The 23,098-nt window shown below is 66.4% G+C and carries 22 protein-coding genes; 17 read left to right on the forward strand and 5 right to left on the reverse strand.

Annotated elements, in window-relative coordinates; translation table 11 throughout:
• Window positions 1-91 precede the first annotated feature (91 nt).
• Complete coding sequence (locus DR843_RS09060; RefSeq protein ID WP_109685156.1) at window positions 92-1,252, forward strand: hypothetical protein; 1,161 nt, start codon at window positions 92-94, stop codon at window positions 1,250-1,252.
• Here the strand turns inward: DR843_RS09060 and DR843_RS09065 are convergent.
• Entirely contained in the window at window positions 1,249-1,539 is a 291-nt protein-coding gene (locus tag DR843_RS09065) for a hypothetical protein (protein ID WP_146202539.1), read from the reverse strand. The genes DR843_RS09060 and DR843_RS09065 overlap by 4 nt on opposite strands.
• 137 nt (window positions 1,540-1,676) lie before the next feature.
• Between DR843_RS09065 and DR843_RS09070 the strand changes: the two genes are divergently transcribed.
• From DR843_RS09070 to DR843_RS09085, 4 genes are all read left to right on the forward strand, one after another.
• On the forward strand, window positions 1,677-3,794 hold the full coding sequence (locus DR843_RS09070) for a lytic transglycosylase domain-containing protein (protein WP_109685160.1): 2,118 nt from the start codon (window positions 1,677-1,679) through the stop codon (window positions 3,792-3,794).
• A 317-nt stretch (window positions 3,795-4,111) separates the two neighbouring features.
• Entirely contained in the window at window positions 4,112-4,417 is a 306-nt protein-coding gene (locus tag DR843_RS09075; RefSeq protein ID WP_109685162.1) for a hypothetical protein, read from the forward strand.
• A 55-nt stretch (window positions 4,418-4,472) separates the two neighbouring features.
• Entirely contained in the window at window positions 4,473-5,102 is a 630-nt protein-coding gene (locus DR843_RS09080) for an LPXTG cell wall anchor domain-containing protein (protein ID WP_109685164.1), read from the forward strand.
• 3 nt (window positions 5,103-5,105) lie between these two features.
• Window positions 5,106-5,288, forward strand: coding sequence for a hypothetical protein (locus tag DR843_RS09085; RefSeq protein ID WP_109685167.1), 183 nt, complete (start codon window positions 5,106-5,108; stop codon window positions 5,286-5,288).
• Here DR843_RS09085 and DR843_RS09090 read toward each other — a convergent pair.
• Both DR843_RS09090 and DR843_RS09095 read right to left on the reverse strand, forming a co-directional pair.
• Window positions 5,285-7,690: an ATP-dependent DNA helicase gene (locus tag DR843_RS09090; RefSeq protein ID WP_109685168.1), complete on the reverse strand. Its 2,406-nt coding sequence runs from the start codon at window positions 7,688-7,690 to the stop codon at window positions 5,285-5,287. The two genes, DR843_RS09085 and DR843_RS09090, sit on opposite strands and share 4 nt — an antisense overlap.
• Window positions 7,687-8,238 (reverse strand): hypothetical protein, encoded by a 552-nt coding sequence (locus DR843_RS09095; RefSeq protein WP_146202540.1) that lies wholly within the window; start codon window positions 8,236-8,238, stop codon window positions 7,687-7,689. The genes DR843_RS09090 and DR843_RS09095 overlap by 4 nt, the downstream gene beginning before the upstream one ends.
• 139 nt (window positions 8,239-8,377) lie before the next feature.
• On the opposite strand from DR843_RS09095, the gene DR843_RS09100 reads away from it, so the two are divergent.
• The 7 genes from DR843_RS09100 (at window position 8,378) to DR843_RS09130 (ending at window position 14,746) form a co-directional block, all read left to right on the forward strand.
• The gene (locus DR843_RS09100) at window positions 8,378-8,875 is read left to right on the forward strand and encodes a hypothetical protein (RefSeq protein ID WP_109685172.1); all 498 of its coding nucleotides are present in this window, start codon (window positions 8,378-8,380) and stop codon (window positions 8,873-8,875) included.
• Between the two features lie 2 nt (window positions 8,876-8,877).
• Window positions 8,878-9,111 (forward strand): hypothetical protein, encoded by a 234-nt coding sequence (locus DR843_RS09105; protein WP_109685174.1) that lies wholly within the window; start codon window positions 8,878-8,880, stop codon window positions 9,109-9,111.
• Between the two features lie 44 nt (window positions 9,112-9,155).
• Window positions 9,156-10,448 (forward strand): AAA family ATPase, encoded by a 1,293-nt coding sequence (locus DR843_RS09110; RefSeq protein WP_109685176.1) that lies wholly within the window; start codon window positions 9,156-9,158, stop codon window positions 10,446-10,448.
• Window positions 10,445-10,672 (forward strand): hypothetical protein, encoded by a 228-nt coding sequence (locus tag DR843_RS09115; protein WP_109685178.1) that lies wholly within the window; start codon window positions 10,445-10,447, stop codon window positions 10,670-10,672. The genes DR843_RS09110 and DR843_RS09115 overlap by 4 nt, the downstream gene beginning before the upstream one ends.
• A 332-nt stretch (window positions 10,673-11,004) precedes the next feature.
• Complete coding sequence (locus tag DR843_RS09120; RefSeq protein WP_109685180.1) at window positions 11,005-12,090, forward strand: hypothetical protein; 1,086 nt, start codon at window positions 11,005-11,007, stop codon at window positions 12,088-12,090.
• Window positions 12,091-12,221: 131 nt separating this feature from the next.
• Window positions 12,222-13,538 (forward strand): vWA domain-containing protein, encoded by a 1,317-nt coding sequence (locus DR843_RS09125; protein ID WP_109685182.1) that lies wholly within the window; start codon window positions 12,222-12,224, stop codon window positions 13,536-13,538.
• Between the two features lie 56 nt (window positions 13,539-13,594).
• Window positions 13,595-14,746, forward strand: a complete 1,152-nt coding sequence (locus tag DR843_RS09130) for a hypothetical protein (RefSeq protein ID WP_109685184.1) — start codon at window positions 13,595-13,597, stop codon at window positions 14,744-14,746.
• Between the two features lie 63 nt (window positions 14,747-14,809).
• Here DR843_RS09130 and DR843_RS09135 read toward each other — a convergent pair whose 3' ends face one another.
• The gene (locus tag DR843_RS09135; protein ID WP_109685186.1) at window positions 14,810-17,494 is read right to left on the reverse strand and encodes an ATP-dependent DNA helicase RecG; all 2,685 of its coding nucleotides are present in this window, start codon (window positions 17,492-17,494) and stop codon (window positions 14,810-14,812) included.
• Between the two features lie 173 nt (window positions 17,495-17,667).
• Here DR843_RS09135 and DR843_RS09140 point away from each other — a divergent pair, with 173 nt between their 5' ends.
• The 4 genes from DR843_RS09140 (at window position 17,668) to DR843_RS09155 (ending at window position 21,195) form a co-directional block, all read left to right on the forward strand.
• The gene (locus DR843_RS09140) at window positions 17,668-18,231 is read left to right on the forward strand and encodes a hypothetical protein (RefSeq protein ID WP_109685188.1); all 564 of its coding nucleotides are present in this window, start codon (window positions 17,668-17,670) and stop codon (window positions 18,229-18,231) included.
• Between the two features lie 31 nt (window positions 18,232-18,262).
• Complete coding sequence (locus DR843_RS09145) at window positions 18,263-18,655, forward strand: hypothetical protein (RefSeq protein WP_109685190.1); 393 nt, start codon at window positions 18,263-18,265, stop codon at window positions 18,653-18,655.
• A 65-nt stretch (window positions 18,656-18,720) separates the two neighbouring features.
• Window positions 18,721-20,019: a hypothetical protein gene (locus DR843_RS09150; protein ID WP_146202541.1), complete on the forward strand. Its 1,299-nt coding sequence runs from the start codon at window positions 18,721-18,723 to the stop codon at window positions 20,017-20,019.
• An 822-nt stretch (window positions 20,020-20,841) separates the two neighbouring features.
• Complete coding sequence (locus DR843_RS09155) at window positions 20,842-21,195, forward strand: hypothetical protein (RefSeq protein WP_109685194.1); 354 nt, start codon at window positions 20,842-20,844, stop codon at window positions 21,193-21,195.
• On the opposite strand, the gene DR843_RS09160 is transcribed toward DR843_RS09155, so the two are convergent.
• Complete coding sequence (locus DR843_RS09160) at window positions 21,169-21,744, reverse strand: ArsR/SmtB family transcription factor (RefSeq protein WP_170119807.1); 576 nt, start codon at window positions 21,742-21,744, stop codon at window positions 21,169-21,171. The genes DR843_RS09155 and DR843_RS09160 overlap by 27 nt on opposite strands.
• A gap of 207 nt (window positions 21,745-21,951) precedes the next feature.
• Between DR843_RS09160 and DR843_RS09165 the strand changes: the two genes are divergently transcribed.
• The gene (locus DR843_RS09165; protein WP_146202543.1) at window positions 21,952-23,091 is read left to right on the forward strand and encodes a radical SAM protein; all 1,140 of its coding nucleotides are present in this window, start codon (window positions 21,952-21,954) and stop codon (window positions 23,089-23,091) included.
• Window positions 23,092-23,098: the final 7 nt, after the last annotated feature.

Raw genomic sequence — 23,098 nt, forward strand, 5'->3', positions numbered from 1 at the left:
GTGGTGGTCGAGCCCCGCCGCACCATCGCCGAGGCGCCGTCCCGCCACGGCTGGTCGCCGGCAGTATGAACATGCGTCGCACCGTGAAGTCATGGAGTTGGACGCTGCCGCGAGGAGTTTGTGCCTAACCGTCCCTGTTGACGCTCTGGCGCTGCTGGATCTTGCGTTGCGCAGCGCAACCGTGTCGCGTCGGGTCACCTCAGGTGCCCTGCGATGCTCGTTAGCCGCGCCTCATTCGGGTTGGGGTGTCGACGATTACGCCACCGAACTAAGGGATCGGCTCGCGCTGGCGCTGTCGACCGCGATCGTTGGCACCAGGGGCAAACCGGCCACGCTAGATGTTGCCGCGATCGCTGCGGGTGGTTCGTTCGCGGCGTGGTTGGACCGGTTGACCACGAAGATCGTGCACGACTGGTCGGTGAACCTGATTCGGCGGCCGGTGCGTCGGAGCATCCCGACCGACCCTGCTCTGCTGCCTGCGCCGGCGCACTCGTTGAGCGCGGTTCCCGACGATCCCGACGAGGTAGTCCCGGAAGCGATCATGCGGGGGCTGGATCGTTCGTTCAGTTCGCTGCGCGGAAGCGCCCGGATCCTACGACTGGCACAGGCGTTGGAGCGCGGGTTGCAGTTGGCTCCGATGGCTCGCCCGGCGTTCGACTCGGCGCAGCGCCGGGCGGCTTTCCTGGCGTGGCTGGAAACGGACGGCTCAAAACCCGCCGTGCAGGCGGTGTTGCGGGCGTTGTTGTTGGGGCGTGACCCAGCCCACGCAGCGGCCGGTCTGCTGGATGACACGGACCGGGACAACGTCGGGTTGGTGGAGTCGATGGTCTCCGAACACACCCGGTCCCAACTGGACCATCTGCTCAGTCACCAGCACAACGTGTGCAAGACGCTGATGCAAGCTGCGGCCACCCCGACGCCGTTGCCGCGCCAGTCCACGATTGACGCGATGGTCGCTTTGCTGAACCGTGCCGACCATCGAGCCGGGCCGCGCCTGTGCCGACGACTGGTGACCACCTGGGCGCACGATCGCGCCGACCTGTCCGTGTCGCAGTGGCGCGATCCGAACGCACGCGAGAAGAACCAGCTCCAGGCGAGCCTGGACCGCACGGCGTATCAGAAGGCAGCGCAGCGTGTGTCGGAAGCGAGTGGGTGCATGCACGGGTGGACGCCGGAGCAGTTCTCCCACCACCTGCAGTCATTGTTCGACGAGGTGGAGTCGGCCGAACTCGTTGCGGCAGAGGCCGGTTAGCCTCGGAGGTCTCGGCGGACTTGGTCCAGGATTTCGCTGGACACCGCCCACAAACGCCAGGCCAGCACACCAGCGCAGCACGCAGCGAACGCGATGCACGCTCCGCCGAACCACCAGTCGCCGACGCTGAGCTGCCGTCCTGGCGGCAGGAAGCCCAGCCCGATCCCGTACACCACAGCGCCGAACCACCAGATCACGCTCGTTGGAACGGCGCGGGGCCGCGGGTCGTCGCAGTGCCGGTGTTCGACGCTGCAGGACGCCTTCGAGCAGCAACGGTGTTCATCCACGACGATGACGGTGCGACGGGCCGCCGGGTGCTGGTACCGCCACCCTGCGGTTTGACACCTGGCCCATGTAGATAGGTGTGAGCGAACTTCCCGCACCGAAACCGAAAGCCCCCTCGTCGGGGCCCGGCGGTTCCGGTGTGTCGTCCGTCGCTGGCGGGAAGGCACTGACCGACCCCTCGAAGATTCTGAGCAAGGCGCGCGAGTCGATCAACTCGGCGCGTCAGGACGCCGGCGGTTCACCAGCTTCGAGTTCCAAAACCGGCGTCGCCGGGTCGGTCAAGTCGGTCGCGGCCAGCGCTGCGCAAGGTGCCGCGGGCGGTGACACCGTCTCCAAGGCTCTCGGTGGCGGTGCGCAGGGTGCCATCTACTCCGGTGTGAAGTCCGCGCTGTCAAAGGAGAACCGTGGCAACACGGCAAAGGTCGCTGCGCTGGCTGTCGCGCCCATGGCCGTGCCGTTCGTGGTGGTGTTCGTGGCGTTGGCCATGGTCGTCACGATGCTGTCGGCGACGGCGTCGTCCTCATCCGGCTCCGCCATCTCCACCTCGATCAACGCCGCGAAAGGTGCCGGAGTAACCCAATCGCAGTTCGCCCAGTACGTCGACCTGCAGTCGCAGACGAACGTGCCGTGGCAGATCTTGGCGGCCTTGTACCAGTCGCAATCCGCTGGGGGCGGCGCGTGCTCGACGACCCCTTCACCGTCGAGCACCCCGACCTCATCGGCTAGCGCAGCGGCGTCCACCTCATCGGTCAGTTCCACCACCGGTGCGACATGTGACGACTCGAAGTTCGTCTCTGCCTGGCAGGTTCCGACGGAGGGTTTGTCCTCGGCCCAGGTCGCTGACTTCAAGAAGAACACTCGCTCATCGACGGCCTGGGTCGCCCAGCATCTGCAGTCCGCGATGTACGACGATCCGACCCGTTCGGACTACATGACGTTGTCTGCTGGTTTGCGGGTTGCTCCCGGCAGCGGAAGTAAACGCAGCATCGACTCTGACGACCCTGGCGCTCAGGCGACTCAGCAGGCGTGGACGGGTGCCATCGCCAGCCTTCCGTTGGGGGGCATGTCTCCCGCAAAGGCGCAGTCGGTGTTCCAGACCGCATTGGCCTGGTACCTGGGCAATTCGGCACCGCCCGGGTGTGACGTAACCACCGGCACTGTCCAGAACGTCAGTGACCCGACCGCGACGAGCACTGGCACGCCAAGCGCGACACCGAGCTCGGCGGCCAGCACGTCACCGACCGGCACGGGGCTGACCGTGCCGCCGGTGGGTACGTGGCCGCGACGTAACTCCCTGAACAACCCGCCGCTGCCGATCCCAGCGGATTTCGCGGCACTCTACAAAGCGGCCGCGGCCAAGTACGGGCTGCCGTGGTCGATTTTGGCCGGTATCGGAATGATCGAGACCGGCCACGGCAGCATCGTGTCGTCCAGCCCGACGGGTGCTGCTGGGCCGATGGCGTTCTTGCCTACCGCGTGGGCGGAGTACGGCGTGCTCGCACCCGGCCACACCGGTAGCCCGAACCGCCTCGATCCCGCTGACGCCATCTACTCGGCCGGCAACCTGGTCAGCCAGTTGGTCAAGCAGAAAGGCAGCATCGAGAACGCGTTGCTGCAATACGGTGGCGGCGGTGCCGGGTGGTACGTGGGTGACGTCCTCTACTACGCCGGTCAGTACGACTCCGGCGCTGTCGGCACCGGCGGTGTGGACTCGTGCAGCGGCGGCTCCTTCGGCATCGGTGAAGGCACCGAAGCGACTTGCGGCGACGGCAACTCCCGCGGCTTGCCCGATGGCGCGCTCGTGTACGCGGCGAACTGCTGGTACGGCGGGTTGGGCGTTCCGATCTACGCCAACGGCGGGTCGGTGCACGGCACCCACTGGCAGTGCACCGAACTTGTTCGTCGGTTTTGGAAGGCGAAAGGTTGGGCGCCGCAGAACTGGACCGGCGGCGTCGGGAAGACCTTGTGGAACTGGCGAACGCCTGCCGGGGCCATCTCCGAACCGCAGGGGGCGATCACCAAGTTGGCGGCCGGAGACATTCTGTCGATGGCCTGGGGCAGCACTTCGACCGGCCACGTTGGGATCGTGAACTTCATCAAGCAGACAGGACCGGGACAGTGGCGCGTGCAGATGGCAAGCCAGAACACACCGCAGGCGATGTGGTACGGGACTTGGGATGGCAAGTCGGTGACGATGGACTTCAACGGGTTCCCCGTGACCGGTGTGATGCACCACCTCGCGCAGGGCGAATCGTGATGCGCCGCAGAGCCGTTGGATCGTGCGCGGCCGCAGTGGCAGCCGCTGTGTTGCTCGCGGCGTGCAGTGATTCCGGCGAACCCGCTGCCCGGACGACGTCGAGCGCGGCCGTGACATCTAGCGCCTCCAGTGTGGCGTCGTCTGCTGTCACAGCCACGGGCGCGCCGGTTCGGTCCACGTCGGCTTCCTCAGCGTCACCGTCCACCTCGACCTCGCACATTGCGCCGTCGCCGTCGCAAAGCGAGACCGATCCCGACTACCCACCGCCGCAGAGCGCAAGTCAGGTACCCCCGCCGCCGCAGGCGACGACAGCGTTGGTGTCCAAGTTCGTGACAGCGCTGGGCCACACCGCCGGTGTTGGCCGCAAGGCGTGGACGGACGCGCTGACTCCGTTGTGCTCGACGGAGTTCGGCAACCAGTTGGCCTTGGGCTCGCCCGATGAGATTCCTGACCAGACAGTCACCGGCGCGCCCCGGCTGGTCGGGACCAATCCGCTGCTTGATGCGGCGTTCTTCGTACCCACCACCAAGGGCGGCTTCACCGTCTGGGTTGACTACAGCACTCCCCCAGGCAAAGTCACCGGTGCCCTACCTGGGGAGCACGCTCTGGACGACCGGACGTGAGGGCTGGAACGGTAACTCGACCCTGGGTCAACAGTTATGGCCCATGTAGGAAGGTATGAGCATCTTGAACCTGAACCGTACCGGCGCGTCCGCCGGGCTGGCCCTGACCGCGGCCACGCTGCTATCCGGTGCGACCGTTGCCTTCTCCCCGATCGCGTCGGCGGCCACACTGGTCAACCCGACTGCGCCGTCGTTCACTGACTCGTGCGGGTCTACCAGCGACACGTACACGATCCCGGTGACCACCGGTGTCGACTACTACGACGCCGGGGTGAAGGTGAACGCCGGTATCCGCAAGGTCGACCCGTCCAGCCCCTTCGTGCAGATTTTCGCGGTCGCTCAGCCGGGGTACGTCCTGAGCCAGTCGGCGTCCTGGAGCCACCTGTTCAACACCGGCAGCAAGGACAGTGACACCGGATGCGTGGCGAAGACGACCGCCGCTCCGACCAATTCGATCCCAGCGCTGCCGACGGCCACCGGCACCACCAGCGCGCCGTCGCCCAGCAGCACCATGAAGACGTTGCCGCACACCGGGTTCGAGGCGGACAGCTACATGGCTGCCGCTGGCGTGACCGGTCTTGGCGCGCTGGCTCTTGGTGGTGCAGCGATCGGTGTCGGCCGCCGCAAGAACAACGGCCGACACAGCGTCGGCGCGGTTGACGACCAGCCGGCCGGTAAGGACTGAGTCATGGGCTTGTTCAGCCGCCGCGAGCAGATCTCGAAGGGAAGCCCCGTGGACCGCAACGTCTACTCCGCGCAAATCGAAGACCCGACGACCGGCGAAGTCACCGAGATCACTGCCGCCTCAGAGGCTGAGCTCGATAGCCGGATTGACGACGCGGTCGCGTCGGCGTACCCGGAACCGGTCTAGTTCGCAGCCGCCAAGCGCGCCCCGGCAGCCTGGTAGTCGGTCAACCAACCGGTCGCTTGTGTCAGCGTCGACAGTTTGTGGCCCATGTGCTCGACCGCGCCGATCAGCATTTTGCGGGTCGGTTCTGGGTAGCTGAACTTGTTGTTGCGCAGCATCCGTGGGTCGAGGACCGCGATCATCCCGGTGTCGCTGCTGGAACGGTGCAACCGGCCTGCTGCTTGCGCCAGCAATAGCCGGGCGTCCGCGACGTACACCAGCCGGTCAGCCGACCACCGGTCGAGCATGGCCCCGGCCCTGATCTGCTCGACGCGGGCGTCGTCGACGGGGTTGCCGGCCGCGCGGGGCACACGGTCGATGACGACCAGGGTGCACGTCTGGCCCGGCGCGTCGACCCCGGTCATCAGCGACCGTGTCCCGATCATCACGCTGCGGTGATCCGACCGCCACCGCTGCAGCAGGATCCGCACTGGCGGTCCGTCCCACTGGGACAGCACCTCGATGTCGGAGCCGCTGCGACGCAGCGCTTTTCGCAGCGCGGCAGTGTAGAACTTCCCCGCCGTCGTGGTTGCCGCCAGGATCAACGCGGATCCGTTGTTGGCTTGCACCAACTCTGTCATCATCGCCGCTGCCCACGCAGGGTGAGACTTGGTGTCGAACCGGCCGAACGGTGCCAGTGCGGCCTCGTCGCCCGGCGTGATCTGCGGGATGAACAACGATGAGTTGCCATGGCCCGCGCCGAACGGGCTCGGGTACTCCACCGGCTGCACCGTCATCCCAACACTGGGGGCGAACCGCATTGGCAACGTGGCCGACATCATCGTCACGGAAAGCTCGTAGCGGCCATCCACCCCGACGCGGAAGTGGCCATCGCCAATCTCCTGGTCGTCGAACGAATCCGGGTCGAAGTCGGCAGGGTCGCCGTCGGCCGGAACGTCAGCGGTTAACAGGTTGTAGCGGATCATCGCGGCCACATCGACCGGGGACGTCTTCAACGCCATCGTCGGGTCGGTTTCCAACCAGCGGGCCACACCCGGAACGTGGGTACGCGCGTCGCCTACTTCGCTAGCCAACGAACCGAGGTTCGCCAGCAGCCCGCGCACCTTGATTGCCGTGGCGTAGTCGGAGATCGTCGCCGGGCTCGGCAGCGCTTTGCGTGCAGCGTCCACCCACGTCAGGATCGACTCGGCCACCCCGGACAGCGGGTCGTCGTTCTCCCCCAGCCTCGTCACGGCGCTCTGCTTCGATGCAGACCGGTGCTCGAACACGGCGCCAGCTAACGCTACGTCGACCTGATCGGCGACGGCCCGACCGTCATCGACCACCGTGCCTGCGTCCACCAGCAGCTTACCGACCCGACGCGCCAAACCACTGATCCGGCTGCCGGAGATAGTGACGGCACCGGTGTCGCGCACGATGTTCGCCAACGCATGGCACTCGTCCACCATCAAGTGGTCGACCGGCCCGGTCTTTTTGGAGCCGATCACGACCGGCGCACCCGTGGCAGCCTGGATGGCGAGCAGTTTGTGGTTGGTGACGATCACCGAAGCATCGGCGAGGAGCTCGCGTGCTTTCGTCGGGGCGCAGGCCGACCCGAACGGGCACTTGGCGGCACCTTCGCAGGCGTCGGTGGTGGTTGACACCAGCGGCCACACGTCCGGGGCAGTCTCAACGTGATGGACGTCCCTGTGTTCCAACGGTTCCGGGCCTTCGCCGCACGCGAACCGGAGTGCTTCGATCGCTGCCGGAGCATCGTACTCGCGGCCATCAACCTCGATGAACGCCGCCTTGCCTCCCGGTGTGCGCCGCGGGGTCGGTGCGCGGCCGGACATCGCTGCCTGTCCGATCTTCGCGCCAACCTTGCCGGTACTGGACGCCGCCACGGAGGACAGCCGGACCAGGCCGGGCAGCGCCCGGTCCAGGTCGTCCGGGCCGGTCGCGCAGAACCCCGTCAGGTCCGCCAGGGTCGCGGCGGTCCTGGCTCCGCATGCGTGGTTGCCCCAGCCTTTCAACACGGCCGTTTTCGGAGCCTGCGACGTAGGCAACCCGAGCACTTCGGCCACGGCAGAGGCCACCACTGGTGCGTCCTTGTCGACGATCTGTGCCTGTAGCGACAGGGACTCGGTCGAAATGACGGTGCGTTCACCGCGGACGGCAGCGATCAGCAACGCCGGCGCGAGTCCGCTCAGGGTTTTCCCCGAGCCCGTCGGCGCGAGTGCCGCAACCTGTTTCGGGCCGTGCATGGACACGTCCGTGGCGGCGAGCATTGAGTCCAGGATCCGGTGCGCCAGGTCCGCCTGACCAGTTCGCGGCGTGTCGGATGCACCACCGGTGATCCGCCGAACTGCAGCGCACAGCACATCGTCAAGCAGGGCATGAAGCTCCTGCGGGGTCTGCGAACTCATCGCTGGCCGCGACCGCCGTCGAGCGCGGCCCAATCGTCCTTGTCCTGGATGTAATCGGGCCAGGCCGCCTCGAACTCCGTCGCGAAGTCGTCTGCAGCGCGGCACAGTTCGTTCGTGCAGCACCAGAACGGCAGTCCGTGGCCGCCGAGTTGATGAGCCGCGACGAACGGATTGTCAGATTCTCTGGCCCCCGCGCAGGTGCCGCTGCTGCACAGCTCGACCGGACCGCCGGCGCAGTGCTGGACGTGCAACGTCCGGGCTTGATCAGCCGCCGACTCTGAACCGCGCACAGCCGCGATCAAGGGCTCTTCGACGCTGCACACATCATCGGCGCACTGGTCCATCGGGCCTTCGTGCTCGGCGTCGTGGCGGTCATGCCACGCGCGAAGCAACGCAGGTGCCGACTCCGGGGCAACCCGTTGCGCTTCACCTAGCGCACGTTCACGCGGACGTTCAAGGTCTGGGTGCCGAGTTGTCTCAGCGGCACCAGTCGTGAACGACTCGAAGAAGCTGTCCAACAGGCTGGGCTGCGCCGTGAGGGTTCTCATGCCCGTACGGTGCGACGTCCGCCCGCTGACGCGGCCGTCCATCGCACACGTTCCGCACCGCGAGCACGCTCGCGCCACGAAACCTTTCGTGGCGCAGCCGTGCTGGGCTTGCTGCGTCGCCCGTCGCACCGTCGGGTGCATGGATATCCCGATCCCGTACACCTCAACTCCGGTCGCCCTGTACGACGGCGGGCTGACCGCGATGCTGCGGTGGATCGTCAAGACGCCTGCCGCGATCCTGGTGGTGGCCCTGGTTGCGCTGTTCTTGTGGTGGGTGATCCGCCGGTGGGTACGTGCCGGGATCGCGCTGGTGGCGTCCTTGGTGGCGACCACGGCGTTGCTCGGTGGATTCCACGGCCTGACCGGCCTGGCCGGGCCAGGAGTTGGGTCACCGAACTTCCCGTGGCAGCAGCACACCTCCACCGCTCGGGCGTACAGCGTGGACAACGTTGCGTTGCAGACGTTGCTATACCGGCGGGCTGTTGCCACGTACGGGCTGTCGATGGGCGCCGAGCAGTTCCGCCAGCACTGCACCTTCCGGCGCACCGGAACCTCCGGCACCGCACACGGTGACCCGGTGACCTTGCATGTCGACTTGTTCTGCAACGGCAAGCGGGTAGCCCCGCCAACCAAATAGGCATGGGTACCTCAACGGCTGTTCAGGCGCGCGACACCGCGGGCCGATTCGCCCCTGCTCACCGCGACGAACCTGACACGTCGCTGACCGGACCGAGCCAGACGGCGCTCGACTGGTCCCAGCCGGACCTGTGGGCTGGCAGCGACGACGATGGTCGCTACAGCGACGACAACTTCGACTTCGACGCGAAGCTGACTCCCTGGCCAGTCGCCAACGCTACCGACGCACCCTTCTAGCCGGAGTCCGGTGACGCAGCGAAGGCCCGTCGCACCGTAGGTGCATGACTCAGACAGCAGCCGTTCTCGGCCCCGGCTTGGACGACCTCGACGACCTGTTCGGTCGTTCGCCTGCCCGTGAACAGCAGTCCGACAGCGTCGAACCCGACAGCGCTGCAATCGAACCCGTTGCAGACCCCTATGCACCGATCGTGCTGACCGAGGGTTCATTGGTGGCGCAGGTGCTGTACCAGGCGGCGGTCGGCACCCCTGCGATTGTGGTGGACTCTCCGCCTGGTGGCGGAAAGACGACGACGATCTGCCAGATCACCAACTACTTGGTGACCCGGCTGGGCCAGCGCGTCACCATCGGCGTTCCGCGCCGCAACCAGGCCCGCGACCTGGCCAAGCGTCTTGGTCAGTGTGTCGACCCGTCCACCATTCACCTGGCGTTGTCCAAAGAGGCACCGATGGACGGCTTCTCCAGCCACGCACCGACCGCGAAGGTGGAGATCCGCACGTTGGCGTCGTTGAAGATGTCGAAGTCGTCGGGGCGGACGCTGATCGTGGATGAGGCGTACCAGACGACGACTGAGGAAGGTGCGGCCGCAGCAGCCAATTTCGAGCAGGTGATCGCGGTCGGCGACCCAGGTCAGATCGGCCCGGTCGTGCCGGTGGCGACGTACGCCTGGAAGTCCGCACCACACGCCCCGTTCGCGGCGACGCTACGCGCACGTTCAGACGCCTGGACTTCCAGCCTGCCGACGACCTACCGACTGGGTGCGGCGACCGCAGCCGCGATCACCCCGCTCTACCCGTTCCCGTTCGACTCTGGACGCCCCGACACCTACCTGCGCGCCGGTACCACGCGACTGCCGGAACTGGCTGGGGTGCAGACGGTTTCGGTTCCGACTAGCGCAACCGATCAGGGCCTACTGAGCGCCGCCATTGCGGCAGTGTGGCGACTGGTCGGCACCGAGCTGATGGACAACCACGGCGTGCGGCCCATCGAGCACAGGGACATCGTGGTGTGTGCAGCGCTTCGTTCGCAGGTCACCGCGTTGCGAGCGATGCTGTTCGCGGGCGGACTCGGCCAGGTCGGGATCGGCACCGCTGATGAAATCCAGGGCGGTCAGTGGGCCGCTGTCGTTGCGGTCGACCCTCTGGCTGGCGGCCAGGCGTCGGCGCACCACGCCGACATGGGTCGATTGTGTGTCATGGCGTCCCGTCACACCGCGCACCTTTCGTTCGTCCACGACGGCGCGTGGCGCACCGGCCCGATGGGCGAGTTGACCCCCAAGCAGGTCCGAGCGCACCGCAACCTGCGCCGTGCCCTCACCAGCGAAACGCTCGCGTGAGCATCGTGGCGACCTCGATCAACGACGGCGTTATCGCAGTCCGCGGCGCGTTCTCAGTCCTGGCCCAGCAACTGGCCGACGCCCGAACGCAGCATGGCGACTTGCATGTCGCGGACTTGCGAATCAAACTCATTGGAGACAACCGCAACCGCGTCGAGATAGCGGCTGCGCTGTGTGTGCCCGCTGGCGGACCGACCGACGGTTGCCCGCTGTGCGGGGACTGACCGACACCGTCTAGTACAGCGGCGCGCTTGGTTCCGTCCGAGCTTGCGATGGACGGCCGGACCAGCGCGGGGACGTCGCAATCGGTTTCGTTTGTTCGCGCGCAGCGCGGGCGGACGGGGCCTGTGCGATGGACCGAGCGCAGCGATGACAGGGACGCCGCAATCGGTTTCGTCTGTTCGCGCGCAGCGCGGGCGGACGGGGCCTGTGCGATGGACCGAGCGCAGCGATGACAGGGACGCCGCAATCGGTTTCGTCTGTTCGCGCGCAGCGCGGGCGGACGGGGCCTGTGCGATGGACCGAGCGCAGCGAAGGGCCGTCGCACCGTACGGGCATGACCAATTCGTATGCTCAGACTCAACGCGCGGCGTCGTCGACGGCGGTTGCCGCGGGCCGGTTACCCCTGCGTCGCACGGATTTTGGCGGGTGCGCCCCGGTCCTGTATGCGGCTGGCGCGATCCAGTGCGATGCGATCGTGCAGATCACGTCACGCGGCGTGGAAGTGCTGGTGGGCGGTAAGGCGTTGCCTCAGGCAGCGCTCTCGTCGCTGCTCAACTATCGGCTGGTGTTCCCGACGCTGACCGAACGCGCGGCGCTGGTTGGCCTGTTGCAGCGCAACAACCTGCCTGACCTTGCGCATGCGATCGAGGTCACCGGCAGCTTCCCCGCAACCGGTCGCCAGGTCTTATTGACGAAGGCGCTGGAGCGGGCGTACTGGCTGCCAGACACGATGGATTCGACGTTGGCCACATGGACCACAATCATGCGGGTGCGTGAGAGCGACCCATCGCGCGTCGCTGCCTCGCTGGCCAGCATCGTGACCCCGAAGTGGCAGCGAGTCGGCGATGGCACTCTGACCGCGAAGGTAGGTTCGCTGCTGGCGTCGATCGAAAAGTTCGCGCTGGGCGCCGGCGACCTGGAGTACGCCCGCACGAACCGCGCCGCCGCGCAGCAGTACCGCAAGTCGTGCTCGATCGCGACGCTGTGGAACGGCGCGCTGGCGATGGACGAATTGGCCCGTCAGGAAGCGATCGAATCCGGCGAAGTCGTGCGCACCGAGGTTACCGAGCGGTCCAGCAAGGTCGTCACGGTGCCGCTGGGCGACCCCAACGACCCGTGCAAACTGCGGCCCGACACTTCGGTCCTGCTGTTCGCTCAACCGGACGACCCGGTAGTCCGGGCAACGCTAGGAGCCATCACCTACGTCAACGGTCGCCTGTGCGGGGAACTGTCGTTCTCCTCGAAGGCGGGACTGGCTGCAGCGATGCCGCAGGGACTGTTTCTGACCGCCGAGCCGAGAACATTTGACGGGGTGATCAACTCCGGTACCCGATGGTCCGGCCGCGCCGCCACCGACGGGGCTGCCGTCGAGTCGCTGAATGTCCCGTTGGAACTCGCTGTGGCCGGAGCACCCCGCTAGCCGACTCAGCCAGCGGGGCCTGCCAACAGCGGCCCGCGTCGCAATCGGTTTCGCCTGTTTGCGCGTAGCGCGGGCGGGCGAAACCTGTGCGATGCAGCAAGCACAGCGCCGCTGCGTCGCACCGTAACAGCATGACGACGACTCAGACCCCTTCCCAGGCGGACCGGGCGCGGTTCGCGCTGTGGCGTGACGCCGCGGCCGACAAGATGCCCTACCTGGCGCCGATCCTGTTTCGGTTCGTGCCGGTGCGCACATCGTCGATTGACTCTTTCGCTGTGGACAGTCGGCTGCGTTGCTACGTGAACTTCGATGCCGTGGCGGAGTGGCCGCAGGAGCAGTTGGCGTTTGCCCTGCTGCACGAGTGTGGACACGTCTGGCAGGAGCACGACGCCCGCGCACGGGCGATAGGCCTGTCCGACAACGACGCTCAGGCTCAGAGGGACTTCAACGCCGGGGGCGACGCGGCGATCAACGACGACCTGGAATCACTGGGTTTCGACTGCACGAACTTCATCACGCCGTCCACGCTGGGTGAGCCGGAACACTTGACCGCCGAGCATTACTACGGCGTGATCCGGGGCAAGCGTGCCGCGCGTCAGTCCCAGCAGGGCCAGTCTGGCGGCGAGGGTCAGCCTCAGCAGGCTCAGTCCGGCGACGGAAACGGTCAGCCGTTCCGTGGCTGCGGTTCGGCCTCCGGCGGGCAGTCCGCGCCGTGCGAACTGCCCGACGACGGCGGCGAGTTGGGCGACGGCTACGGCGGCTCGACGAGCGCTGACATTGACGCCGCCCTGGATGCTGTCGCGCACGAAATCTCCGATGCGGTGCGCAAAGGCCGCGGCGACATCCCGGGAAGCATGATCAGTGAAATGCAGCAGCGGCTTGCCCCACCGAAGGTGCCGTGGCAGCAGGTGTTGCGGTCGGCGGTGCGGCGCAACCTGGCCGTCGCCGGTCGCGGTCACCGGACGCCGACGCGGCGTAACCGTCGCCGTCACAACGCGACCCTGGGTGGCCGCAGGTTGATCCTGCCCGGTCAGGTGAAGCCGACCCTGGACGTGGTGTTCGTCCGGGACACGTCGGGGTCGATGAGCGTGGCTGAGTTGAACGCGATCGGTAACGAAATCGAGGGCGTGTCCAAAGCCGCTGGTATCAAGGGTAACCGGCTCCAAGTGATCGACGTTGACTCTGTCGCGTACGAGCCGCGCCCGTACGCCGGGCTCGACACACTGAACGCTGTGCAAGGTCGGGGTGGCACCGACATGGGTGCAGGTCTGGTCCGTGCGGCACAGATGAAGCCGCTGCCGTCGCTGGTGATCGTCGGCACCGACGGTGGCACGTACTGGCCCTCGGAGGCTCCCCCGTTCCCGGTGATCATCGCGATCACCGGGAACGAAGCGGGCGGTGGGATGCCGACCCCGGACTGGGCGCAGGTTGTCTACGTCGAGTTCTGAGCTGTCTGCACCAACGCGGCGGCCGCGCCAGCGGGCGGACGTCGCACCGTACGGGCATGACTACTACGAAGCGAACCTCGTTCCCCGGCACCGTGACCATGCGCGTGACTGCTGCCGCGATCAAGGGCGGTTGCCCGATCGTGTTCTCGTCCAACCCTGGTCAGGCGAAGTCGGCAACCTTGTCGAACTGGCTGTCCGCGTGGGGCCACCACCTGGAAGTCGTCAGCGGCGGCAACCGCGAGCCTTCGGACTTCCTGGGCTTGCCTGTCGAGACCGCCGACGGCTGCACCGGTTACGCCGCGCTCGGCTGGGCGATGCGCCTGATCAACGCGGGCAAGTCGGGCAAAGGTCCGGGGCTGTTTCTGGACGAGTTGAACCACGCCTCCGAGGACACCATGAAGGCGATGCACCGCGTTTTGGAGGAAAAGTGGGTGGGCGATACCCCGTTGCCGGCCAACACCGCGATCATCGCGGCGATCAACCCTCCGAGTGTCGCGACCGGCGCGGTGGAATTGCCTGCGGCGGTGGCGAACCGGATGCTGCACCTGGAATGGGTCAGTGACTTCGACTCCTGGGCGAACGGTCTGGTCGCCGGATTCACCGACATGCCGGTGCCCGCGATCGACGAGTTGGCTCCCGGCGGCGACGTCGCCAGCCGCGTGTTCTGGTCCACACAGGTCGCTTCGTTCCTGCGTCAGGTTCCCTCGATGCGCGATGCGACCCCCGAGGACGTGTCGGCGTGCTCGGGTCCGTGGCCGAGCCTGCGGTCGTGGACCAAAACGGTAGACGTGTTGGCCCACCTGCACCCGGACGACGCGGACGCTATCGCGGCGACGGTCAAGGGCTTGGTCGGTGACGCGGCGCACCGACAGTTCCGCGAGTTCCTGCGTACCAACCGACTGCTCGACCCGCGGACCGCGCTGGCCAACCCGGCCAGTGTCGACTGGGCTCGGATCGAGCCAGACGTGGTGTGGGCGCTGGGCCAGTCGGTGCTGGCACTGTCGCAGGATGACACCACCGGGGCGACCTGGACCAAGGCTCTGAACCTGGCGTTGACTGGTTCTCAGGCCGGGTTCCCCGATAAGACGTGGACTTTCGCCCGCAAGCTGCTGACGGACATTCCCGAGGGCAGAAAGATCCCTGCCGCCGTGCGCGATGAGTTCGCTGACCGCCTGGCGGAGATTGGCCTGCTGCGCCGGGCTGCCTGACTTTACGAAGCCGACACCGCCCACCCGCGCGAGAGCCAAGCAACGGTGGGCGGTGTCTTACGTTCAGCGCGTGCCGAGCCAGTCGATGCCGTCTTGGCCGATGACGTCTTCGATTTCAGCGCGCAACGTCGGGTGGCGGCGCAGTTGAGGGTCGGATTCGATCAGCCCTTGCGCGTCGGCGCGGGACCATTCGATCAGGTCGGTGTCAGTCAGAAGGTCCGCCACTTTTAGATCGCCCGCTTTGCCGGACTGCCTGGTGCCCGTGAGCGATCCGGCCCCACGGATGGTCAGGTCGCGGCGCGCGAGCTCGAACCCGTCAGTGGAGTCGACGAGGGCTTGCAGTCGTGACTGTGACGAATCAGCGAGCGTTGCAACGGGTTTGGACGGAACCAACCAGCAGGTTCCGGCGTGTTTCCCGCGCCCGACCCGGCCGCGCAACTGGTGCAACTGGGTGATGCCGAAGTGTTCGGCACCGGTCACCACCATCACGGTCGCGTTCGGAATGTTGACGCCGACCTCGATGACGCTGGTCGCCACGAGCACGTCCAACTCTCCGGCCCGCATCGCGTCCATCACCGCGGAGCGTTCTGCCGGGGTCTGCTTGCCGTGCGCGACGCCGATCCGCCGGCCAGGCAGCAATGTCGACACTTCCGCGGCCATCGCATCGGCTCCCTTGGCCGACTTGGCTTCGGAGTCGGCGATGCTGGGCGTCACCACGAAGACCTGACGGCCATCGTTCAATGCCTGGGTGACGCTGGCCCACACCGGTGATCCCGCGTCGGTCAACTGGTCGGGTTCGACGCAGTGCGTCACGATCGGTGAGCGGCCCGGAGGTAGTTCGTCCAGCACCGACACGTCCAGGTCGCCGAAAGCCGTCATCAGCGCGGTACGGGGCACCGGCGTCGCCGTCATCACCAGCAGGTCCGGGATCGCGCCGCCGGTTGCTTTGTCCGTCAACGCTTTTCGCTGCTCCACTCCGAACCGATGCTGCTCATCGACCACCACGAGGCCGAGCCGGTGGAACTGCACTTGCTCGGCCAGCAACGAACTGGTGCCGACGACGATGTCGACGGACCCGTCGGCCAACCCGGCCAGTACCTGTTTGCGGGCTCGGCCAGTGATCTTGTTGGTCAACAGTTCAACCCGGACCGGGCGTGTGACGCCGTCGCTGTCTGTTAATTCGACACCGTCAGCGAGTTCGGCGAAGTCTCGATGGTGTTGTGCCGCAAGGGCTTCCGTGGGCGCCATCAGCGCGGCGCTCGACCCCGCTTCGACAGCGTGCAGCATCGCCAGCAGGCTGCAGAGCGTCTTGCCCGAGCCGACCTCGCCTTGCAGCAGCCGGTTCATCGGGTGCGGCGCGCTCAGGTCGGCGGCGATCTCAGAAACCGAGCGTTGCTGGGCGCCGGTCAACGAGTACGGCAGCACGCCCAGCACTTTCGCCCACAACTCACCCCGCGCGACATGCGCGATACCCGCGGATGCGCCCAACGCCCGGTGAGACCCGGCCAGTGCCAGTTGCCAACGCAGCAGTTCGTCGTACGCGATTCTGCGACGGGCAGAATGGGCGTGCCCCATGGTGGCCGGCAGATGCAGGTCCACCAGGGCCGTGTGCCGGTCAGGCAGGCCACGGGCCAGCGTCATGCTGCGCGGTACCGGGTCGGTCGTGGGTGGCAACCGTTGCGCGGCCTCCTTCGCTGCCCGTCGCACGCTCCAAGTGGTGACCCCATGCTTACCGGATGCCGGGTACACCCCAATGACGGCGTTTGTCATGTCGGACCCGTCACCGTCGATGCGATCGCAGATGGGGTTTCGCACTTGCAGGGCTGAATAGCCCGACTGGCTGACCCACTCCCCCAACACGCCCGAGACCAACAAGCGGTCCCCCACCCGGAACTTCTTCGCGATCCAGGCCGCGTTGAACCACGTCAGGCTCACCTGCTGCTTATGGGCGGAACCGGTGTCGCGGACTTTCACGATCGACGCTCCGGTTGACCCGCGCGGTGGCGTCTTGACCGAGACGACTTCTCCGACGAACGCGACCTGCTCCCCGACACTGGAACGGTCGACCGGCTGCGGGTTGGAACGGTCCAGGTAGCCGCGAGGAACCGTGTGGAGAAGGTCGTAGGCGGAGACAATCCCCATTCCGGCGAGCCCGGCGACCGTGGTCGGGTCGACGGCGTCCAAGTCTGACATCGAAACACCGCGCAGTGCCGCGACGGTTCCGTCGGTGTCGAACAGCGCCGATCCGGTTCCCGGGTTTCCCTGCCGCTGCGGTTCTCCTGGCGCAGAGACTGGCACCGCCATCGGGCGGTACCACCACGTCCACGTTTCCAGCACGGTGCGCAGCGCGGAGTCCATTCCGTCGTCGGGGAGCAGGATCTCGAACCGGCCCTGCGCGGCGTCCCAGATCGCGCCTGGCAGCACTGCACCGACGTCGGCCACCGACATCAGCCGCGGGTAGATTTCGATGACCTGACCGCACGCGACAACAAGCGGCAACTCCAGGTCTCCAACTTCGGCCTGCTCACCCGATTCGTCGACGACGATCAGCCCGGCCTGCTCGAACGCGGCATCCAGACGTTGCCCGCGGTCCAGGCAGAATCGCCCGTCTTCGGTGAGCGTCGCTCCCAGCGTCAACGCCCACGGCCGCAGCCGCTCCGGGATGGACTCCAGCACAATCCGCGGCGATTGAGTGGTGCCGGTGACGATTGCTAGCGGCGAGTTCTCGGGGATGATCGGGTGGTTCACCAAGTGACGGTGCGACGCCGCGTCGCAAGGAGTGTCGGCTGTGCGCAGCCTGGCGACGCAGCAAGCGCAGCGCCGGGACGGCGCAGTCGGTTTCGTCTGTTCGCGCGCAGCGCGGGCGGGCGGAGCCTGTGCGATGGACCGAGCGCAGCGAAGGGCCGTCGCACCGTAGCGGCATGAGCACTCTTTCCGACCCGAGCGTTGACCTGTTCGACGCCATTGAGACTGTCCCGTTCAAGACCGGCCGCGTCGTCGTGGCGATCACCGAGGGCGACCTGGATCTGGCTACCCGGCTGATCGAGAGTGGTTTGCTGACTTGCGATGTGGACGAGTTCGACGCGCTGCACATCGCGTCCCGTTTCGACTTCGCTACAGGCACCGCCGTCGCTTCTGTGCTGCGCGGCGAGCGGGAGTCCGCGCTGCTGGGGATCGCGCTGATGCGGGAGGTTGGTTCTGCCCCGGTGAAGGCTGCCTCGAAGCCGAAGGCTGCGCGTAAGCCGCGCCCTGCCAAGGCGCAGCAGCCCGTTGCCGAGCTTGCTGAAACCACGCCTGCCCAGCAGGCCGAACCCGCCGCGAACCCGGTGGATGCGTTCCTGTCGACCGACCCCGACCCGGAGCCAGAGATTCTGCCTGACGAGCCCGAACCCGCCCCGGAGCCCGAGCCGGTCGTTCCGTTCGAGCCGGAGCCAGCCCTCGTCGGCGCGATGCCGGTCCCGGACTTCGACCTGGACAACTTCTAAACCGCCCGTCGGTGCGTCGCACCGTCCAGACATGTCCGAAGCCACCAAGCCGATCTGGTTCACCGCACCCGAGGTGAACCAGCCCGCTACTGCGTTGCCGGAGCACGTTCGCTCGATGCTGCACGGCATCGGGTTGGGTATCTCGGTGCTGGCGGCAGCGAAGGTGACGTGCTGGGCCGATCTGGATGGGGTGCTGCCGGAGCCGCTGCGACTGACGGACACCCAAATGTCCCTAGTCAACGCCAACACCCACGTCCTGGGTCTGCTGCGTCCCAAATCGAAGGTGGCGATCTGCCCGGTGTGCGGACGCTGGCAGATGTACTCCAGCACGGCACCGAGCCGCTGCAACATGTCGCTGCACTGCGACGGTAAGCCGGTGCAGGCTAAGCCGTTCCGTCGCGCCGAGGTGCCACCGGAGGACTAGCGCGGTCGTTTGCGCAGGTCAACGACCTGTGACGGCAAATCGTGGATGCCGCCAACCAACACGGTATGGCTACCACCACATTCACCGAGTCCGCCCACCCCCGCAACGCCGACGGAAGCTTCGCCGTCAAGCCCAACCGTGAGCCTGACGACGGATCGTGCCTCGCTGCTCCTCGCCAGCAGGTCGACACCGGCTTCCACCTGGACGACCCGGATGCCGAGTTGATGAAGACAGCCCGTGACGCCGTCCGGGCCAAGTTGGGAGAACTCGACGAGGATCTCGCCAGTGAGGCGTTGCTGCAATTCTTTGAGGCCCAGCAGCGGGCACAGAGCGCAGGCAGGCAGTTCGACCGGCCGACCAAGTACCTCTCGTCCATCGTCAACAACCTGATTCGGCAACGGCGGATGGGCACCACGCGCGGCCCAGACATGAAGGCGATCGCCGCCCATATCGAGGCCCGCAAGGTGTTCGAGAACGAGCACGGCCGGATGATGACCGCCGCCGAGGAGGACGAACTGTCCGAGCGCATCATCGCCGCGCAAGGCAAGGAGCGGGCCGAGCAGATCGCCGCCGGGCAAACGGCGGGGCTGACGCAGAAAGCCACCAAGGGTTACCACCGCCTGAAAGACCGTGCGGACCTGCCGTTCAGCGCGCTCCACGGCGGCTCCATGACCAGCGACCAGGTCGCCGAGACCTTGATGGATCGCGCAGCCGAGCGTGACGGTGATGAACTGTTCGAGGGCCGGGATCGGCTCTCGGAGCTCGACGTCCGCCGCGCCGACAAGACATTGACTACCTCCGGTGGCGCCCGAGCGGTGGCGCAGAAGGTACTGGACGGCACCGCGTCCGAGGCCGCGCACAAGGCTCTGTTCTCACCGTTCGAGGACGACCTGCACCCGCAGACCTCCCAGGTGATCGCGGAGAAACTGGCGAAGGCCAACTCCGACCAGGCGCGTGCGTTGTGGCGCGAACTCGCGGTTAACCCCGGCATGGCGGATCGTGTCGTGGAGGCTGCCCGCATGGGTGCGGCTAAGCAGCACCACGCAGGGGTTCGCGTCCCCGCACAGACGTTGCGTCGACTTGCGCCCGGAGCAGCAGTCGCCTGCCGGAAGGAAGTCGCCGCTGCAGGCGGGGCCGCCGCCGCGGCCCGGAAGTTGTCTCGCGGGGAGCTCACTGACCGACAGACTGCCGCGCTCCTGGCTCCCTGGGGCGGCGCGGACTGCCGCGCCAAGGACGCTCGTGCGATTTCCGCATGGCTGGCCGAGCAGGACGACGATGCCTGGAACGCTCACCTGGACGCAGTCACCAGGCCGACGGCGTCACCCGTTGCCGGCCCTGCCCGGCGTCAGGCAGCCGATGTGTAGAGGACAGGGGTAACGGTCGGTGTCTAACTTTGACAACGGTCAGCCGAGAGATCGTTCTGGACGCTTCGCCGGCCACCAGGCTGGTGAAGCGTCCATCGGGCTTCCGGCGACGCCTGCGTCGCAACAGCCGGAGCGATTTCCTCCAGACCGAGTGGAGGTAACACCGGCGAATCTTGACTTGGTGTTGCGTGACGCGGAGGGAGCTCGGCGTTCGGACCTTTCGCCGGCTCAGTTGACGAGGTTCTCGGACCCATCTGTCTCCGCCTCGCCGGTTCGCTTGGCGTTAGCCGCCAACCGCTCGCCCGGTGTCGCCTGGTGGGTTCGGGGCGATCCGTCGGCAACGGTGCGCGCGGTATCTGGGCGTACGTGCGGCGAGTCGGCGCAGGACGGTGCCGCGATGGCGGTTTCTCGATTGCTGTTCGGTTGATTACCCGGCTTGCTCCTGGTCGGGCGTTGGCTCGGCCTGGACGTCCAGAGAGCAGGCAGGCTCGCCGAGGCAGTAACCGCGCGGCAGCCACGCTGCGGCGCTGAGGGCCGACTCCATCGAAGCGACCGGACGCTGCGCCTTTGGGCGCCCGGATCGTGTCGGCCGGATGATCCCCGACTGGGGGTCGTCAAGATGATCGTCCCGCACAGCGCATAACTGTAGTTGGGTGTTACTCAGTGAACAGACCAGATCTTGACAGACCCTTCCAAGGTTCTCCCTCCGTTGGGTAAAGCTGTGGTAAAGAGTTCGCAAACGTGACCTGACCATGCGTCCAGGCCAAACAAAGGGGCGCTGTTTATGTTGACGTCACAACCCTCATGGACTTGACTACAGTTATGTTCTCGGAAGGATTGCCCTGGTTCGCTGAAAGACTCAACCGCCTGTTCGAGACGGTCCCTGCCGACGCAAAATCACGCCCGCCGCGATTCTTCACCAACGCACAGATCGCCGCCACGGTTCGAGATTTCGGCGTGCGCTGCAGTGAGGCGCACATGTCCCTGATGCGCAACGGTTCGCGCAACAACCCATCCGCAGCATTGGTCGTAGCCATCAGCGCCGCCTTCGGGCGCAACCCGATGTACCTCATCGACGCCAGCGGCTCCGACCTGGAGGTTCTCCTGGACGAGGAGTACGCCGCCCCGCGACTGGAAACGCTGCGCGCGTCAGGATCCGTCGTCAGCGACGCCTAACGGAAATGCCATGACCATCGCGAAAACCGCCCTCACCCCGTCCAACTCGCCAGAGCCGGCCGCCCGGGCAGCCGTGATTTCCTGGAACGGAGCAATCGCAGCATCGACGGCCTCGCCGAGCTGCCGTAGTTCGTCCGGTGTAAGTCGCAGAATGAAGTCAGAACTGACCTGCTGGCTGCCCCAGTCTGCGGGCGCATGATCCTTCTCCTTCATCCACACCTGGACTCGGTCAAGGCGGCGCTGAACCACCAATCGCTCCAAAGCCGCCTGAGCAGCCTCTAGTTCGCCCTCGTCGGACCTGCCACCAGCATCGGTTTCGGTGGTGACACCGCTGCGGTGGATTGCGAACTTCCCATCAGGCAACGTGTCGATGTACCCGGCGTTCTCCAGGATCCGCAGGTGGTACTTGATACTGCCCGAAGCTTGCGGGAGCGCAGTCGTCAACTGCCGCTGCGTGTGCGGCCCAAAGGCGACCAGTCGCTCGATGATGCTCAGCCGCACCGGGTTGGCCGCCGCCAGGATGCGATCGAGGTCCGGTACGTCAGGCACGGAGCAAAGACTAGACGGTTCAGGAGCCCTAGTATTGGCGTGCCGGAAAGTAACACCCAAGAAGGAGAACCAGTGGATCCCGCACTGATCCAGGCCCTGCTCGAACTTGGCGTCCAGTTGCAATCGCCGTACAAAACTGTCGCTCCGTTGGTCGTTTGCGCCATGCGCTAACCGGGAATTGTCGGGTTGCTCTGGCAGGATGCACCCGTGCGAATCCTGCCGGAGCATGGCGGCTACCACTGGGTCTTCAACGACTCCGTGCGGATGAAGGTGCCCGCGCACCTCATGCCGTCAGGCGTGCCGCCGGAGATCGTCCGGCGAGCGTTCGACCAGGCAACAACGACTCCGGGCACATTTTCGGCCACTGTCCTGCCAACCCAGAACTGCCAGTTGGCGTGCCCTTTCTGCATCCAAAACGTCACAGTCCCGCGGGAAGGGGCGCGCGCCGACCGGGTTTCCTCAGCAAGAATGGTTCCCGAGCTCGCCTCTCAAACTGCTGACTACATCCGCCGTCGATCTATTCGCTCGGGAGTCACGAACACCCGCCTGATGCTTTTCGGCGGCGAACCATTGCTCGCACTTGACGCCTGCCAAACCCTGCTGAACGAGGTCGTCGCCGACTCGGCGCTCATCTGGACCAACGGGGTCCTACTGGATTCGCGCCGCCTGGACATCCTGGCCGAGTCAGGCTTGGACACGGTGTACGTCAGCTTCGACGGCGGGCCAGAATCTCACGATCAGACTCGCCGGATGATCACGGGCCGCGGCACCTACGACACGATCGTGCGCAACATCCTGACCGGAGCACTGCGCCATCCACAGATGCGCTGGGTGATCAGGACTTCTGCGATGCCATCGACGATGACTGGTCAGTCTCGCCTGTTGGAGGACCTCTCCGCTCTGCCCGCAGGCGATCGCGTTGCCGCGTACGTGATTGGCCTCGTCGATGACATAGGGATCGGTTTCGATGACGTGGCCGAGGTGTCCGGCGGAGCGGGCGTCGAACTCGCCGACCAGATCATCGAGTTGAACCGCAGGGCGCTCGAACTCGGTTTCACGGTGAGTCCACGCACGGACTTGGCGAACTGCCCGTTCTGTTCCGACCCTGACTTCGGTATCACGGTCGACGCCGATGGAACGCTCTACTCCTGCTGGCAGACAGCCGGCCGTAGCGAAATGGCGGTCGGGACCGTCGTTGACGGAGTGAATCACCAAGCAGCCGAGTCCAACTGGGTCCGATGCGACTTCAACGTTCGTCCACACGCCGACCCAGGCGCTGTCCAGCGTTTCTGGGACCGCATTGACCAGGACGTACTCGACACCACGCAGGAATTGCACGGCGACTGAGGGCTGA

Source organism: Branchiibius hedensis (assembly GCF_900108585.1).
GTDB lineage: Bacteria > Actinomycetota > Actinomycetes > Actinomycetales > Dermatophilaceae > Branchiibius > Branchiibius hedensis.